The 15300-nt window shown below is 59.4% G+C and carries 12 protein-coding genes; 6 read left to right on the top strand and 6 right to left on the bottom strand.

Going from position 1 to position 15300, the window contains the following annotated elements; genetic code table 11:
- The first annotated feature begins 144 nt into the window (after positions 1–144).
- The 3 genes from ODQ19_RS19100 (at position 145) to ODQ19_RS19090 (ending at position 4684) form a co-directional block, all read left to right on the top strand.
- Entirely contained in the window at positions 145–1014 is an 870-nt protein-coding gene (locus ODQ19_RS19100) for a hypothetical protein (RefSeq protein WP_330210938.1), read from the top strand.
- Positions 962–2146 (top strand): hypothetical protein, encoded by a 1185-nt coding sequence (locus ODQ19_RS19095; RefSeq protein ID WP_330210937.1) that lies wholly within the window; start codon positions 962–964, stop codon positions 2144–2146. The genes ODQ19_RS19100 and ODQ19_RS19095 overlap by 53 nt, the downstream gene beginning before the upstream one ends.
- A gap of 273 nt (positions 2147–2419) precedes the next feature.
- Positions 2420–4684, top strand: a complete 2265-nt coding sequence (locus tag ODQ19_RS19090; protein WP_330210936.1) for an autotransporter outer membrane beta-barrel domain-containing protein — start codon at positions 2420–2422, stop codon at positions 4682–4684.
- A gap of 60 nt (positions 4685–4744) precedes the next feature.
- On the opposite strand, the gene ODQ19_RS19085 is transcribed toward ODQ19_RS19090, so the two are convergent.
- The 6 genes from ODQ19_RS19085 to ODQ19_RS19060 form a co-directional block, all read right to left on the bottom strand.
- A complete protein-coding gene (locus tag ODQ19_RS19085) occupies positions 4745–5206 on the bottom strand; it encodes a hypothetical protein (RefSeq protein WP_330210935.1) in 462 nt (153 codons plus the stop codon).
- Positions 5207–5457: 251 nt separating this feature from the next.
- The gene (locus ODQ19_RS19080; RefSeq protein WP_148853729.1) at positions 5458–6057 is read right to left on the bottom strand and encodes a LysE family translocator; all 600 of its coding nucleotides are present in this window, start codon (positions 6055–6057) and stop codon (positions 5458–5460) included.
- Between the two features lie 54 nt (positions 6058–6111).
- Complete coding sequence (locus ODQ19_RS19075) at positions 6112–6951, bottom strand: AraC family transcriptional regulator (protein WP_116668200.1); 840 nt, start codon at positions 6949–6951, stop codon at positions 6112–6114.
- A gap of 72 nt (positions 6952–7023) precedes the next feature.
- The gene (locus ODQ19_RS19070) at positions 7024–7665 is read right to left on the bottom strand and encodes a DUF1345 domain-containing protein (protein WP_330210934.1); all 642 of its coding nucleotides are present in this window, start codon (positions 7663–7665) and stop codon (positions 7024–7026) included.
- Between the two features lie 179 nt (positions 7666–7844).
- Complete coding sequence (locus ODQ19_RS19065) at positions 7845–10943, bottom strand: efflux RND transporter permease subunit (RefSeq protein WP_330210933.1); 3099 nt, start codon at positions 10941–10943, stop codon at positions 7845–7847.
- A 6-nt stretch (positions 10944–10949) separates the two neighbouring features.
- Complete coding sequence (locus tag ODQ19_RS19060; RefSeq protein ID WP_330210932.1) at positions 10950–12092, bottom strand: efflux RND transporter periplasmic adaptor subunit; 1143 nt, start codon at positions 12090–12092, stop codon at positions 10950–10952.
- A gap of 171 nt (positions 12093–12263) precedes the next feature.
- Here ODQ19_RS19060 and ODQ19_RS19055 point away from each other — a divergent pair, with 171 nt between their 5' ends.
- The 3 genes from ODQ19_RS19055 to ODQ19_RS19045 all read left to right on the top strand — a co-directional run bounded on the left by ODQ19_RS19055 (position 12264) and on the right by ODQ19_RS19045 (position 15199).
- Complete coding sequence (locus tag ODQ19_RS19055; protein WP_003190934.1) at positions 12264–12965, top strand: response regulator transcription factor; 702 nt, start codon at positions 12264–12266, stop codon at positions 12963–12965.
- Positions 12966–12968: 3 nt separating this feature from the next.
- Positions 12969–14270 (top strand): ATP-binding protein, encoded by a 1302-nt coding sequence (locus ODQ19_RS19050; protein ID WP_116668196.1) that lies wholly within the window; start codon positions 12969–12971, stop codon positions 14268–14270.
- Between the two features lie 143 nt (positions 14271–14413).
- Positions 14414–15199 (top strand): sulfite exporter TauE/SafE family protein, encoded by a 786-nt coding sequence (locus tag ODQ19_RS19045; protein ID WP_330210931.1) that lies wholly within the window; start codon positions 14414–14416, stop codon positions 15197–15199.
- Positions 15200–15300: the final 101 nt, after the last annotated feature.

Genomic DNA, 15300 nt, shown 5'->3' with positions numbered 1-15300 from the left:
GAACGTAGTTGGTCGAAGAATCATTCGGCTGAAGAGAGTGTGTCCCGGTTTCAGTCTCCTGGCCGTAACTCAAGTGACTGAACGAGCGTTTGCGGCCCGCCAGAGCGCGCGGTGCCTATTCTAAAGCAGCAAGGAGAGACTGAAATGAGTAGAAAACGTGGTTCGACTACGACACCAGCGCCTTTGGTTCTCAATGCACCCACGATTGACGAGGCGTTGGATGATGCCACTGGCCTTATCCCGGCGGTCGTCGCCCGTGTTGGCATTAACGTTCAGTTACGGACCGGGACAGCATCAAGGGGCACGGACTGGATGGGCATTGAAATCCGGGATATCACTGTGAGCCCGCCTACCTGGACCACCTTGGTGGCGCCTTATCAAATCAACCTGACGCCCGTTCCTCCGATAATCAGCAGGTTTATTCCCGCGCGGGTACCTGAATTTCCACATGGCTACTACGAGCTCAGGAATACTCAATACCGTAATCAGGCCGGCATACCAGGCCCCTCCCTTGACTCCTCCAACCCGGGTGCTTTTCGGGTTGATACCATTGCACCCTATGCCGTAGCGACTTCACGCGAGCAGCCGGTTGTTCCAGTCTTCGCAAATGTGCCGCCGGGCACGGTCATTAACGATGCCTTCCTGATCGATCAAGGCGGCCTGGAGATTGAGATCCCCTCGAATGACTTTGGTCCACAGACTGGGCGATTCGAAGCGGGGGATATGATTAACGTGTACTTCAGCCCGGTGATGGACCCGCGCCCCGAATATCTGGTGAGTGGCTCAGGTGTGCCTATGTTGCCATCCCCTGATGTAAGCACTTTTTTCCTGGCCAGGGACCAGATTGTCCTGAGCGGGCAATATTATATTTTCTACACCATCACTGACCGGGCAGGTAACGTCAGCCGTCCCTCGTTCAATGATTTTCGAACAGTCTCCTTGTTGGACGATCCCGCGGCCCTTGGCGCCGTTCCTGCCCTTGGCGCCGGCACCAAGTGCCGGCAGCACGGATGATCTTCTCGATATTCAGGATTATCGGCAGGGGATTGAAGCCCACGTTGAAGATTATCCTGACCACGCCACTGGCCTGGACAAGTTCGAGATGCAGTGGGAAGCACAGCCGTTTGGGCCGCAAACCGCTGAGCTGGTTGATTTTCCGGTGGTCTTCAGCAATATGAATGATGCGATCAAAGCCGCGTACACCGCGACGCTGGGGCCGCAGACGGTGACCCTGCGCTACCGTATCGACCGAAATGGCGTGTTTTTCCCTTCTCCTGATAAAACGGTACGTCTTGACCTGTCGGTGGAGGGGCCTGTGCTTCCAGGCACTCTTGAGCCCGGAGATGTAAACCCAGCGTTGAACCTGGCGCAGGTGTTTGGCGGGGGGCCCACCCCAGAGTTGAACACCCTGCGCATTGGCGACGCGGATCAACCTGTCACTATTGTGATCCCACTCTGGAGCATTGCAGCGCTGCCCCATGCGAATAACGAGTTTGTCCTGTTGTGGGGGGCTACGAAAGAGCGAGTCGGGCCTTTCCCCCTCAGCACGACAGTGCCCGGAGCTGACGCGACGTTCACCATACCCTGGGAGGTCGTTGCCCGTCACGGCAATGACCTGCAGCCTGTCAGCTATTTGGTCATTGGCCCCGGCACCACGAATGAAAACCCGTCGGGCGTTACCATGGTCGATGTGATTGATGCAGTGAGGGTCGTACTGCCGCCTGCTAAGTTCTTAAACCTTGACGCCAACAACGAGTGGAGTTGCCAATCGCTGCGAACCCTCGCGCCCGGAGCACCACCGACGCTTTATGCCGAGCTCTTCATTCCAGGCGATCCGAGGTTGGAGGTAGGCAATAGCGTGACGGTAACCGTTACGATCTCCAGTGAAGCCTTTGGCTTTCCACCGGGTCCATTCACGCAGACCTTTACCCACCCATCGTTGAGCCAAGGGGATAAGGACAATGGATTTGTCGTTGAAATCCCTTATCGTCCATTCCTGACCCAGTCAGTGCTTGGGCCTTGCGAGGTTACCTACTCGACGATTGTCAACACCGGGGCAACCGGTAACGGTGAATTGGCTTATGTGTACACTGTATTTTCCAATCCTGAGACATACTGTGATGGGGTAACTATCGTAAGACCTTGAACTCAATGATAAACGCTAAATACAAAAGGGAAGCACGGCTTCCCTTTTGTGTGTCTGACAGTTACGTATTGCTCCTTGTAGGAAAGACCTTCAGCTTTTTTATTAAGTATCTTTTTCCATCACTCTAAAATATCAACCGCTACATCCATCTAAGATAAATCCTACAGCCATGGGTATGTTCGCTGCGTAACCTCTGCGCCGCACCGGTAAGGCTTCATTCCGAGGGAACGAGCCAAACCGTTTCGAAGGCTCTAACCCAGAGGATGAACTCACATGCGACTGTTAACTGAATTCGAGCTCAAACCTTTGAGCAAGATGATGAAAGTTCCTACTATTACGTTTTTTATGTTTGCGGCTGTGCATTCCACCGCCCAGGCAGGCCACCTGATTGGTGAATCAAAAACCATTGAAAGCAACGAACTCAATAATGACTGGCAGTTGGATTTCAGGTCCGAACTGACCGTCAATGGTGCTCGGGCCCAACATATCCTGGTCAACGATTCGGCACTGATTGTCAATGCGGGCAGCCGCATCAATGACATCCGAGCCACCCAAGGCTCTTTAGTGAGCCTCGACGGCGCCACCGTTGATTCAAGCCACGCAGTGTTTGGTGCGGTGCGTCTGGATGACAGCGATGCGCTTATTAACGGCAGCAACATCACCAGCCATACCACCATGGGTCTGCAAGCGTTCCAGAGTCACGACTCTGACAAGGGTGGGGTAGCCGAAGTATTCAATAGCACCATCCGTGGTCACATCGGTGGCGCAGTGGCGACTGGCAACAGTGAGCTGCACTTTAACGACCACACGTTGGTCGAAGGTACCGGCGTCGATAGTTTTGGCGTGTTGCTCGATGGTGCAACGGCAACTGCCAGCCAAAGCAGGATTATCGGTGGCAAGAACGGCGTGGTGTTCACCAATGACCTCAACAGCGCGAATACGGGCAAGTTGGTATTGGATAACTCCAGCGTCGAAGGTCGCAGCGGTGCCGCCATTGCCGTCAATGGTTTTCCCGACGAGGCCATGGCCGTTGAGATCGATATACGCAACGGCTCGACCTTGGTCGGCGGTAACGGTTCATTGCTGGAAGTCAACGGCGGCGCCGTGGCGAGCATGAATGTCGATAACAGCGACCTACGTGGCAACGTTATCGTCGAGGACGGCAGCACGGCGCATTTGAGCTTGCAAAACCGTGCCGGGCTGACGGGGCAACTGCAGAATGTCACAAGCCTTGCCATCGGCGATCAGTCTTATTGGGCGTTGACTGGTAATAGCCAAGTGGGCGCCTTGAGCCTCGCCGGCGGTACAGTGAAGTTCGGTGATACCGATGCGTTCTACCAGTTGGACGTAGACAGCCTTGAGGGTAATGGCACCTTCGTCATGGGGACCGATTTCGCCCGTGGCATTACGGACTTCTTGAACGTTGAGGGCGAGGCCAAAGGCGACCACAAGCTGTTGCTCGCAGCCAGCGGTGCGGAACCGACCAACCCGCAAGATATCCGCGTCGTTCACACCGGCGGCGGTGATGCGCAGTTTTCCCTGGTGGGCGATGTAGTCGATGTCGGCGCTTATTCCTATGGCCTGAAAAAGGAAGGTACCGATTGGTTCCTCGACCCGAACAACCGTGTGATCAGCCCCGGTACCCGCTCGGTATTGGCGCTGTTCAACACCGCACCGACTGTGTGGTACGGCGAGGCGACTTCCCTGCGTTCGCGTATGGGCGAGCTGCGTTTCGAGCCTGGACAGGCTGGCGTGTGGATACGCGGTTATGGCAACAAGTACGAAGTGTCCGACAGCACCGGGATTGGCTACAGCCAGAACCAGCGGGGCTTTACCCTCGGTGCAGACACACCCTTGGCCGACAGCCAGTGGCTGGTGGGCGTAATGGCCGGTCACAGCACCTCTGACCTGAACCTCAAGCGCGGTACTTCGGGGAACGTGAAGAGTTACTACCTGGGTGCGTATGCGACCTGGCTGGACGAGGAGAGCGGCCTGTATTTCGATGCGGTGGCCAAGGTTAACCGCTTCCAGAATGAGTCCAAGGTGGGCCTGAGTGACGGCACCTCATCCAAGGGCAAGTACAACAATACCGGTGGCGGCCTGTCGGCTGAGTTCGGTCGTAACATCAAGCTGGACGACGGGTTCTTTATCGAGCCTTACGCGCAAATGTCTACGGTGGTGATCCAGGGTGCCAATTACAGCCTGGATAATGGCTTGGAGGCCAAGGGGGAGCGTACGCGCTCGATCATGGCCAAGGCCGGCGCGACCGTCGGGCGGGATATCCAGCTCGACTCCGGCAGCGTTGTGCAGCCTTACCTGCGCGCAGCGATGGTGCATGAGTTTGCCAACAACAATAAGGTCTCGGTGAACAACAATGTGTTCAACAACGACCTTTCCGGCTCGCGCGCCGAATTCGGGGCGGGTATGGCGGTGAAGCTCTCGCAGAACCTGCAGCTGCATGCCGACCTTGAGCACAGCAGCGGCGGCCGGGTTGAACAGCCTTGGGGCGCTAACGTAGGGGTGCGTTACACCTGGTAAAGACGTAACACACAACAACGCCCGTATCGAAAGATGCGGGCGTTTTTTTTGCGAAGATCATCAACTGGTCAGATCGAAGTCGACGTCCAGAACGTGCCCATGCCCGTTAACATCATGATCGGTTGTAGCATGCAGCGTACCTTTGATTTTAATGACGCCGGCCGCGAGTCCCCGAATGATCAAAGTACCCTCAATGGCGCTCACTGTATAATGATCCTGGGGTGACTTTACTGAATACCAGATCTTAACATTCGTGAACTCTTGTTTTTCCAGGTCGATCTCCTGGCCTACCCGAACGTTGTCGGGTATCTGAATGAATATTTCTTTTATGGTCACTGAGTTATCGGCGTGTCGGCCATTGATTCTATAGACAGCTTGTTCGAAGTCGTGCACCACGGTGGTGGTTTGAAATTCGACGGGGGATAAATCGACCTTCGCCTCGAAGAGGCCAGTCGCAACAATTCGTTTGGGACGTAATGCCTTTTGTTGCGCCAAGGTTAACGGTTGCGCTAGTACGGTCATGATCGCTTCTCCATCGCTGATGATTGTGCGAGTAAAAGAGGTAGATGGGGCTCTGCCAGGTTCATGTAACAGCAGTGCATCGACGCCGTAAACTGTCAAAACTAACAGTATACAAATCTTGCTGCGTGTGGCTCTCTGGCGCCCGGTTTGCTTGGGCGTACGATGTATTAAATGCTTCTTGACGGGCGTGTCTACTGTTAAGAATGACAGTCTGGAAATTTAACTCTGTTTAGATCCCCTACCGAAGAATCTCACATGATCGTACTTATCCAGGTTGAACTCATGAGCAACAACGCCATGCATTGATTGAAACGTCGCTGCGCATGGGGGGACGCCAGCCATCGATTGGAGCCTGCCCCCAAGACTGCCCAGGCGCTGAGGCAAGGCAGCGATATCAAAAAAAATATCAGTGACAAAGACATTACCCGTTTTTGCTGCTCTGCACCGTTGCCGGCAAATACGCTGACCACAGCGAGTGCCATCATCCAGGTCTTGGGGTTTATCAGTTGCAAGCACGCTGAGCCGAACAGGCCGAGTCGCCTGTGCGCAGACTGCTCCCCTATGACATGCGGCGGTGCGCTGAAGATCTGCCAGGCCAGGTAACTTAGCCAGGCCATGCCGACCCACTGCATCGCCGTTTGCACTCTGGGCATCTGCGCCAGCGACTGGCCCACACCGGAACCCACCAGCAGCACAATCCCCGACGCCCCCACACCAGCCCCCAGAATAATGGGCAATGCAGCCTTGAAGCCGTAACGGGCGCTGTTGCTCAGCACCAGGATATTGGTCGGGCCGGGGGTGATGGAGGCGACAAAGGCGAACAGCATGAAAGGCACGAACGTGGACAGCATGACGGGGGACTCCGGCGGGCTCATTTAGAGCGCCCATCTTCACAAGCCCGGGCGTTACCGGTCTGGAAGATTTGTGCAGCATTTGCGGTACGCGGCCGGTGTCAGCCCATAAGCCCGCATGAACCAGCGGCCCAAATGACTTTGGTCAGCGAACCCCAGGGCCATCGCCACGTCTGCCGGTTGATCGCCCTTGGCCAATAGATACCGCGCACGGGCCAGGCGCAGTTGCACCAGATACGCGTGGGGCGGCAGGCCGAAGGCACTCTTGAAGGCGCGGCTCAGGCGAAAGCGGTCGACGCCGCAGGCCAGGGCCAGCTCATCCATGCCGACGTCCTGATGCAGATGGGCGTGCAGGTATTCCCGGGCCTTGTGCGCCACCTGCGGCAAACGTGGGTCATCCCGGTAGCGCATGCGCCAATAGAGCTGGCCGGTGAGGCGTTCCAGCAAGTAGTCCAGCGCGCTCTGTCGCACGATCCGCAGCTCACCGTGGTGCAAACTCTCAAACGCCTGGCTGGTGGCCAGGGCCAGGCGCGGTTCGCTGGCCAAGGTGCGGGCGAAACTCAGCTGATGATGGGCGGGTGCTTCCTCGAAGACACTGGCGATCTCCCGTTCCAGCCACTGCGGGTCAAGGTAGAGCATGCGGTAAGTGAAACCGTCGACCGTCGGGGCATTGCCGTCGTGGAGCTCCCCTGGCTCCAGCAGGAATACCTGCCCCGGCACGCTGTCATGGCGCATGCGCCGGCAGTTGAATTGCTGCACGCCTTGTTCGGTGACGCCCACCAGGTAGCTGTCGTGCCAATGGGGGTCATACGCATGGCCTTCGAAATGCGCGCGCAGGGTCTCGATACCGGTGTCGGCGTCCTGGGACAAGTCGATCCAATTGTGCGCAGGCATACAACACCGAGGCGGAAAGTGAAGGGCTATTAGCGGCGACACCGGGGTGGGCGTCTAGAAGGTTTGTGCAGTCTAGCCAAACAACCCGGCGGCGATGTTGATCGAAAAGCCCAGAATAGCGGTGTTGAACAAAAAACCGATCAACGACTGCCCCAGCACCACCTTGCGCAGGCCACGGGTGGCGACGCCCACATCCGAGGTTTGTACCGCTACGCCGATGGTGAAGGAAAAGTACAGGAAGTCCCAATAGTTGGGCGTGAGCAAGCCTTCGGCAAAACGTAGGGCGGGCTCCTTGCCTGGCCAAGTGTAATAGAGCCTGGCGTAGTGCACACTGAAAATCACCCCGATCAATAGCCACGAGCCGATTACCGTCAGCCCGGTAAAACCGTAGTGCAGCAGGCGCTCGGAAGCAGCCAGGTCCTTACTGCCGACCAGTTCGTAGGTGATGGTCGCCAGGCTGGCGATGGCGGCAATGCACACCATGAACAGCACCAGGCCTGCGTTCTCGTCTTCGATTTCGGCGATGCGCTTGACGTCTTCGGCCTTGGCGCGAATGGTCAACCACAGCATCAGTATCAGGTAGGTCCAGACCCCGGCGTTCCAGCCGATCAGGATTTTGCTGGCAAGGGTGTCGGCCGGCACCAGGAGGCCGACGGCAAGGCCCAATACGGCGGCGGATGAGAGGCGAGGGTGGGTGCGGGCGAGGAAGGGCATGGCGGCTCACAGATAACTATGTGTGAGCACCATAGCTTATTCGGATGTACCTGATCATGAATGCAATCAATAACCCTGTGGGAGCTGGCCTGCGATAGCGTTGGTTCAGGCAACACTTATGTCGCCTGTGCCGCCTTCATCGCAGGCAAGCCAGCTCCCATATTTGGCAGCGGCGTTGATCAGTTTGGTTTATGGCGCTTGCGCACCAGCTTCATCACCACCACGAAGAACACCGGCACAAACACCACCGCCAATGTCGCCGTGATCATCCCGCCAATCACACCGGTACCAATTGCCTGCTGGCTGGCCGAACTGGCCCCGGTGGCAATTGCCAGTGGCACTACGCCGAGGATAAACGCCAGGGACGTCATGATGATCGGCCGCAATCGCAACCGCGCCGCCTTCAAGGTGGCGTCGATCAAGTCCTCGCCCTGGTCATACAGGTCCTTGGCAAACTCGATGATCAGGATCGCGTTCTTCGCCGACAGGCCGATGATGGTGATCAAGCCGACCTTGAAGAACACGTCGTTGGGCATCCCGCGTAGCGACACGGCCAACACCGCGCCCAGCACCCCAAGCGGCACCACCAGCAACACCGAGGTAGGGATCGACCAGCTTTCATACAGTGCGGCCAGGCACAGGAACACGATCAGCAACGACAGGCCCAACAGCAACGGTGCCTGGGAGCCGGACAAGCGCTCTTGCAACGACAAGCCCGTCCATTCCTGGCCCAGCCCGGCAGGCAACTGGCTGACCAGGCGCTGGATTTCGTTCATGGCCTCGCCGGTGCTGTGCCCCGGCGCGGCTTCGCCGCTGATGGCGATGGCCGGGTAACCGTTGTAACGGGTCAACTGCGTTGGGCCCTGGGTCCACTTGGCTTCGACAAAGGCTGACAGCGGCACCATCTTCCCGGCGTTGTTGCGCACGTGGATTTTCATCAGGTCGGCCACCTGGCTGCGCTGGTCGCCTTCGGCCTGCACCACCACGCGCTGCATACGGCCTTGGTTGGGGAAGTCGTTGATATACGCCGAGCCGATCGCCGACGACAGCACGTTGCCCACATCGGCAAACGACACACCTAGGGCGTTGGCCTGCTTGCGGTCCACTTCCAGCTGCACTTGCGGGGCTTCGGCCAGGGCGCTTTCGCGCACGTTAGCCAGGATCGGGCTTTTCGCTGCAGCGTCCAGCAATTCGGTACGCGCGGCCATCAAACCTGCATGGCCGACGCCACCACGGTCCTGCAAGCGGAACTCAAAACCACTGGATGTGCCCAGGCCATCTACCGGTGGCGGCAGAACCGCGTAGGCGATCGCGTCCTTGAGTTCGCTGAAGGCCATGTTGGCGCGATCGGCAATTGAGGAAGCGGAGTCATCGCTGCCACGTTCCGACCAGTCCTTGAGCGTGGTAAACGCCAGGGCCGCGTTCTGCCCGGAACCGGAAAAGCTGAAACCCATGATCATGGTGGTATCACCCACCCCAGGTTCCTCGGCGTTGTGCGCCTCGATCTGTTCGGCCACCTGCACCGTACGGTTCTTGCTGGCGCCCGGTGGCAACTGGATATCAGTGATGGTGTAGCCCTGGTCTTCCACCGGCAGGAACGAGGAGGGCAGGCGGCTGAACAACAGCCCCATGCCCACCAGCAAGACCAGGTAGATCAGCAGGTAGCGACCGCTGCGCTTGAGGGCATAGGCCACCCAGCCTTCGTAGCGATTGGTGAGTTGTTCAAAGCGTTGGTTGAACCAGCCGAAGAAACCACCCTTGGCATGGTGTTCGCCCTTGGCAATCGGCTTGAGCAACGTGCCGCACAGCGCCGGCGTCAAGGTCAGGGCCAGGAACGCCGAGAACAGAATCGAGGTGGCCATCGACAGCGAGAACTGCTGGTAGATCACGCCCACCGAACCCGGCATGAAGGCCATCGGCAGGAACACCGCCACCAGCACCAGGGTGATACCGATGATGGCTCCGGTGATCTGGCCCATGGCTTTCTTCGTCGCCTCCTTGGGCGACAAGCCCTCGGTGGCCATGATGCGCTCGACGTTTTCCACCACCACGATGGCATCGTCCACCAGGATACCGATGGCCAATACCATGCCGAACATCGTCAATACGTTGATCGAGAAGCCCAGCAGCAACATGGTGGCGAAGGTGCCCATCAGCGCGATCGGCACCACCAGCGTGGGAATCAAGGTGTAGCGCACGTTCTGCAGGAACAGGAACATCACCGCGAACACTAGCGCCATCGCCTCCAGCAAGGTGTAGACCACCTTGGTGATCGAGACTTTGACAAAGGGCGAGGTGTCGTAGGGAATCTTGTATTCCACATTCGCAGGGAAGTAGCGCGACAACTCGTCCATTTTCGCCCGCACCAGCGTTGCGGTACTCAAGGCATTAGCGCCGGGCGACAGTTGCACGCTGACGGCAGTAGACGGCTTGCCGTTCAGGCGCGTGGAGAACTGGTATTCCTGGCTGCCGACTTCCACCCGTGCCACGTCGCCGATGCGCACGGTGGAGCCGTCGGGGTTGGCCTTGAGCACGATGTCGGCGAACTCCGCCGGGGTCGAAAGTTGTCCCTTGACCAGCACTGCCGCGGTGATCTCCTGGGTGTGGGTGCCCGGCAAGTCACCGATGCTGCCCGCTGAGACCTGGGCGTTCTGGGCGCTGATCGCGGCGTTGACGTCGGCCGGCGTGAGGTTGAAACCGATCAGTTTCTGCGGGTCGATCCAGATACGCATGGCGCGTTCGGCGCCATACAACTGGGCCTTGCCGACCCCGTCCAGGCGCTTGAGCTCGTTCATCACGTTGCGCGCCAGGTAATCACTGAGCGCCACGTCGTCGAGCTTGCCGTCGTTGGAGGTCAATGTGACCAGCAGCAGGAAGCCGGCGGAGACTTTTTCCACCTGCAAGCCTTGCTGAGTCACGGCCTGCGGCAGGCGCGGCTCGACGACCTTGAGGCGGTTCTGCACATCCACCTGGGCCATTTCCGGGTCGGTGCCCGGCTGGAACGTGGCGGTAATGGTCGCCGAGCCCAGGCTGCTCTGGGATTCGAAATACAGCAGGTGATCGGCGCCGTTGAGCTCCTGCTCGATCAGGCTGACCACGCTCTCATCCAGGGTCTGGGCCGAGGCGCCGGGGTACACCGCGTAGATTTCCACCTTGGGTGGCGCGACGTTGGGGTACTGCGCCACCGGCAATTGCGGGATCGCCAGGAAGCCCGCCAGCAGGATAAACAGGGCCACCACCCAGGCGAAGATCGGGCGGTCAATAAAGAACTGCGGCATGACGGGTTATTCCTTTACGAGCGGGCTGTCGTCCACTTCAACTTTTTCACCGGGGCGTGCGTGTTGCACGCCCTCGACGATGATGCGGTCACCGGGCTTGAGGCCACTGGTGACGATCCAGCGGTTGTCGATCACCGCACCCAACTCCACCGGCTGCTGGCTGACGGTTTGCTCGGCGTCCAGCAGCAACACCATTGGGATACCGGCGCTGTCACGGGTGATGGCGCGTTGCGGCACGCTGAGGCCTTGTTTGTCCACGGCCTGTTCCACGCGCACCCGCACAAAGCTGCCGGGCAACAAGTCGAGGTCCGGGTTGGGGAACTCGCTGCGCAGGATGATCTGCCCGGTGCCAGGATCGACGCTGATTTCGGCGAAGAGCAATTTACCCGGCAACGGGTACAGGCTGCCGTCGTCCTGGATCAAGGTAGCCTTGGCCTGGTCCTGGCCGACCTGCTTCAAGCTGCCGGCACGAAAGGCGCGGCGCAGGTCGTTCAGCTCACGGGTGGACTGAGTGAGGTCGGCGTGGATCGGGTCCAGTTGCTGGATGATTGCCAGCGGTGTGGCCTCGTTCTGGCCGACCAGCGCGCCTTCGGTCACCATGGCGCGGCCGATGCGCCCGGAAATCGGTGCGGTCACGGTGGCATAGCCCAGGTTCAGCCTGGCACGCTCGACGGCGGCCTTGTTGGCGGCCACTTCGGCGTTGGTCTGGCGCAGGGCGGCGCGGGCGTTGTCGTACTCCTGGCCGCTGATGGCGTTGCCTTCGACCAATTGGCTGTAGCGCTGTTCTTGCAGGCGCGCCTGGAATGCATTGGCCTCGGCCTTGCTCAGGTTGGCCTGGGCACTGTCCAGGTCGGCCTTGAACGGCGCCGGGTCAATACGGAACAACACGTCGCCTTGCTTGACGTCGTGGCCTTCGTTGAACACCCGCTGCATGACCACCCCGGCGACCCGGGCGCGTACTTCGGCGATACGCGGTGCGGCGATGCGCCCGCTCAGTTCGCTGGTAATAGAGAGGGGCTTGGCCTGCAGGGTTTCGATCCGCACTTTGGCCAGGGGCATTTGTGGCGCCTCGTCTGCCGACTGACCACACGCGCTCAGCGCCAGTGTGAGGGCCAACAGGCAAAACGGCGCAAATAGATTCTTCGACATGCTCTTATCCCAATATTGACTGGCGCATCCTAGGGGCACCTGCGCCGTGGTGCTGTGAAGCTGTGTAGCGGGTCTGTGAAGAAGTGTAAGGTACGGCGCACGTGGCGTCGGGGGCGTATATCCTTGCACAATCCTGCAACACACCAACAAACAGCATTATTTGGAAACACCATGCCCAACATCCTCCTGGTGGAAGACGACGCCGCACTCTCCGAGCTGATTGCCAGCTACCTGGAACGCAATGGCTACCACGTCAGCGTGCTCAGCCGTGGCGATCATGTACGCGAACGTGCACGTCTCAACCCGCCGGACCTGGTGATCCTCGACCTGATGCTGCCGGGCCTCGACGGCCTGCAGGTGTGCCGCTTGCTGCGCGCCGATTCGGCGGGCCTGCCGATCCTGATGCTGACCGCCCGTGATGACAGCCACGATCAGGTGCTGGGCCTGGAAATGGGTGCCGACGACTACGTGACCAAACCCTGCGAGCCGCGCGTATTGCTGGCCCGGGTGCGCACGCTGCTACGTCGCAGCAGCCTGTCCGAACCCCAGGTGGCCAGCGACCAGATCGTCATGGGCAACCTGTGCATCGACTTGTCCGAGCGCACCGTGACCTGGCGCGAACAGGCGGTGGAGCTGTCCAGCGGGGAATACAACTTGCTGGTGGTGCTGGCCCGGCATGCCGGCGAAGTGCTCAGCCGCGATCAGATCCTGCAACGCCTGCGCGGTATCGAGTTCAACGGCACCGATCGTTCGGTGGACGTGGCCATCTCCAAGCTGCGGCGCAAGTTCGACGACCATGCGGGCGAGGCGCGCAAGATCAAGACGGTGTGGGGCAAGGGGTATCTGTTCAGCCGTTCCGAGTGGGAATGCTGAACCATGTTTCGCGTACTGCTGCGCCTCTACCTGATCACCATCGTCACCTACAGTGCGGCGATTTACCTGATTCCCAAGCTGGTGATCCAGCTGTTCGAACACCGCTACCTGGACTACAACATCGAACAGTCCCGTGGCCTGCAAAAGCTCATGGTCAAACAGTACCAGCGGGCACCGGTGGAGCGTTGGTCCCAGGTCACCGACCAATTGAGCCGCGATTTTGCACCGTTGAGGGTGCAACTGTTACTGCGCCAGGACGCCCGCTATACCCCTGAGGAAGAACAGTTACTGGAGCAAGGCAAACCGGTGATCCGCCTGGGCGAGTGGGGCTGGATGGAGGAAATCAGTTCGCCGATCAACCAGCAGTTCGCGGTCAAGCTGACCGTGCCGCCAGACCCGTTGGACATGAACCTGCTGTACTGGTCGATGAACGTGCTGGTCGGCGCCGCCTTGCTGGCGTGCCTGCTGGTGTGGCTGCGGCCGCACTGGCGTGACCTGGAGCGTTTGAAAAGTACCGCCGCGTTATTGGGCAAGGGCCATCTGGAGGCGCGCACGGGCCTTGCACCCAGCTCCAGCATCGGCGGCCTGGCGGCGGTGTTCGACACCATGGCCGACGATATCGAGCATCTCTTGAACCAGCAGCGCGACTTGCTCAATGCGGTCTCCCATGAGCTGCGCACGCCGCTCACCCGTCTGGATTTCGGGCTGGCCCTGGCGCTTTCCGAAGACTTGCCCCCGGCCAGCCGCGAGCGCCTGCAAAGCCTGGTGGCGCATATTCGTGAGTTGGATGAATTGGTGCTGGAATTGCTGTCTTACAGCCGCCTGCAAAACCCGGCGCAATCGCCCGAGCGGGTAGAGGTGGCGCTCGACGAGTTTATCGACAGCGTGTTGGGCAGCGTCGACGATGAGCTGGAAAACCCCGAGATCGTCATCGATGTGGCGCTTGATTGTGCTGTTGAGCGCTTCAGCCTCGACCCGCGTCTGACTGCCCGAGCCTTGCAGAACCTGCTGCGCAATGCGACGCGCTACTGCGACAGGCGCATCCAGGTGGGCGTGCGCGTACGCCCCAAAGGCTGTGAAATCTGGGTAGACGACGATGGCATCGGCATACCGGCGGACCAGCGCGAGCGCATCTTCGAGCCGTTCTACCGCCTGGACCGTAGCCGCGACCGCGCAACCGGTGGCTTTGGCCTGGGCCTGGCGATCAGCCGGCGCGCCCTGGAGGCCCAGGGCGGCACCTTGACGGCCTTGGCGTCTCCCTTGGGCGGGGCGCGGTTTCGTGTGTGGCTGCCTAACGTCGCTTGATCAAAGCACCCTTTGGATGCACCCCTTTGCAAAAAGAGTGAAGTTTTCCAAAAAAGCATAAACTCAGATCGCATCGGTATAAGTGGTTATAAGAAAAATCGCTATCCTGCGGCCAGAAATTTATAAGGCCTTGGGTAGCTGGAATGGATGTAGGTAATATTGGTTTCGTGGTTGCCGGCCTGATCGTGGGTTTTATCGTGGGCATGACGGGGGTGGGCGGCGGTTCGCTGATGACCCCTATCCTGCTGTGGTTTGGCATCAACCCAGCCACTGCGGTGGGCACCGACCTGCTGTACGCTGCCATTACCAAGTCCGGTGGCGTGCTGGTACACAGCAAGAACAAGAACATCGACTGGGCCATCACCGGCTGGCTCACCCTGGGCAGCGTGCCGGCGGTGTTGCTGACGTTATGGTTCCTGGCGAGCCTGCACACCGACCCCAGCGCCATGAACGCGGTGATCAAGCAGGCCCTTGGCGTGGTATTGCTGCTGACGGCCCTGGCGATCCTGTTCAAGAAAAGCCTGTTGGCCTTTGCCCAGCGTCATGCTGGCGACTCCTATCATCTGCGCCCGCGTAACCTCAACGCGCTGACGGTGGTGACCGGGGCGATCCTTGGCACCATGGTGGCCCTGACCTCAATCGGCGCCGGGGCCCTCGGCACGGTGGCGCTGTTTATCCTGTACCCGTTCCTGGCCACGCGGCGCCTGGTTGGCACCGAGATCGCCCATGCCGTGCCCCTGACATTGGTGGCGGGCCTGGGCCATGCCAGCATGGGGAATATGGACTGGCATTTGCTGGGCTTTTTGCTGATGGGGTCGTTGCCGGGGATCTACGTGGGCAGCCATATGACCGGCAAGATTCCCGACGGGGTACTGCGGCCGTGCCTGGCGGTGATGTTGATGATGGTGGGGTACAAGTTGGCGTTCTGAGTGAGTGGCCTGACACCCCACGATCCAAATGTGGGAGCTGGCTTGCCTGCGATGACGGCCTGCCAGCCAACGCCTATCTACCTGACACCCCGCGATCCAAC

Source organism: Pseudomonas sp. AM4(2022) (assembly GCF_036346515.1).
Lineage (GTDB): Bacteria > Pseudomonadota > Gammaproteobacteria > Pseudomonadales > Pseudomonadaceae > Aquipseudomonas > Aquipseudomonas paracarnis.
Note: the sequence above shows the minus strand (reverse complement) of the source record. Positions and strands in the feature narration are given on the sequence as shown.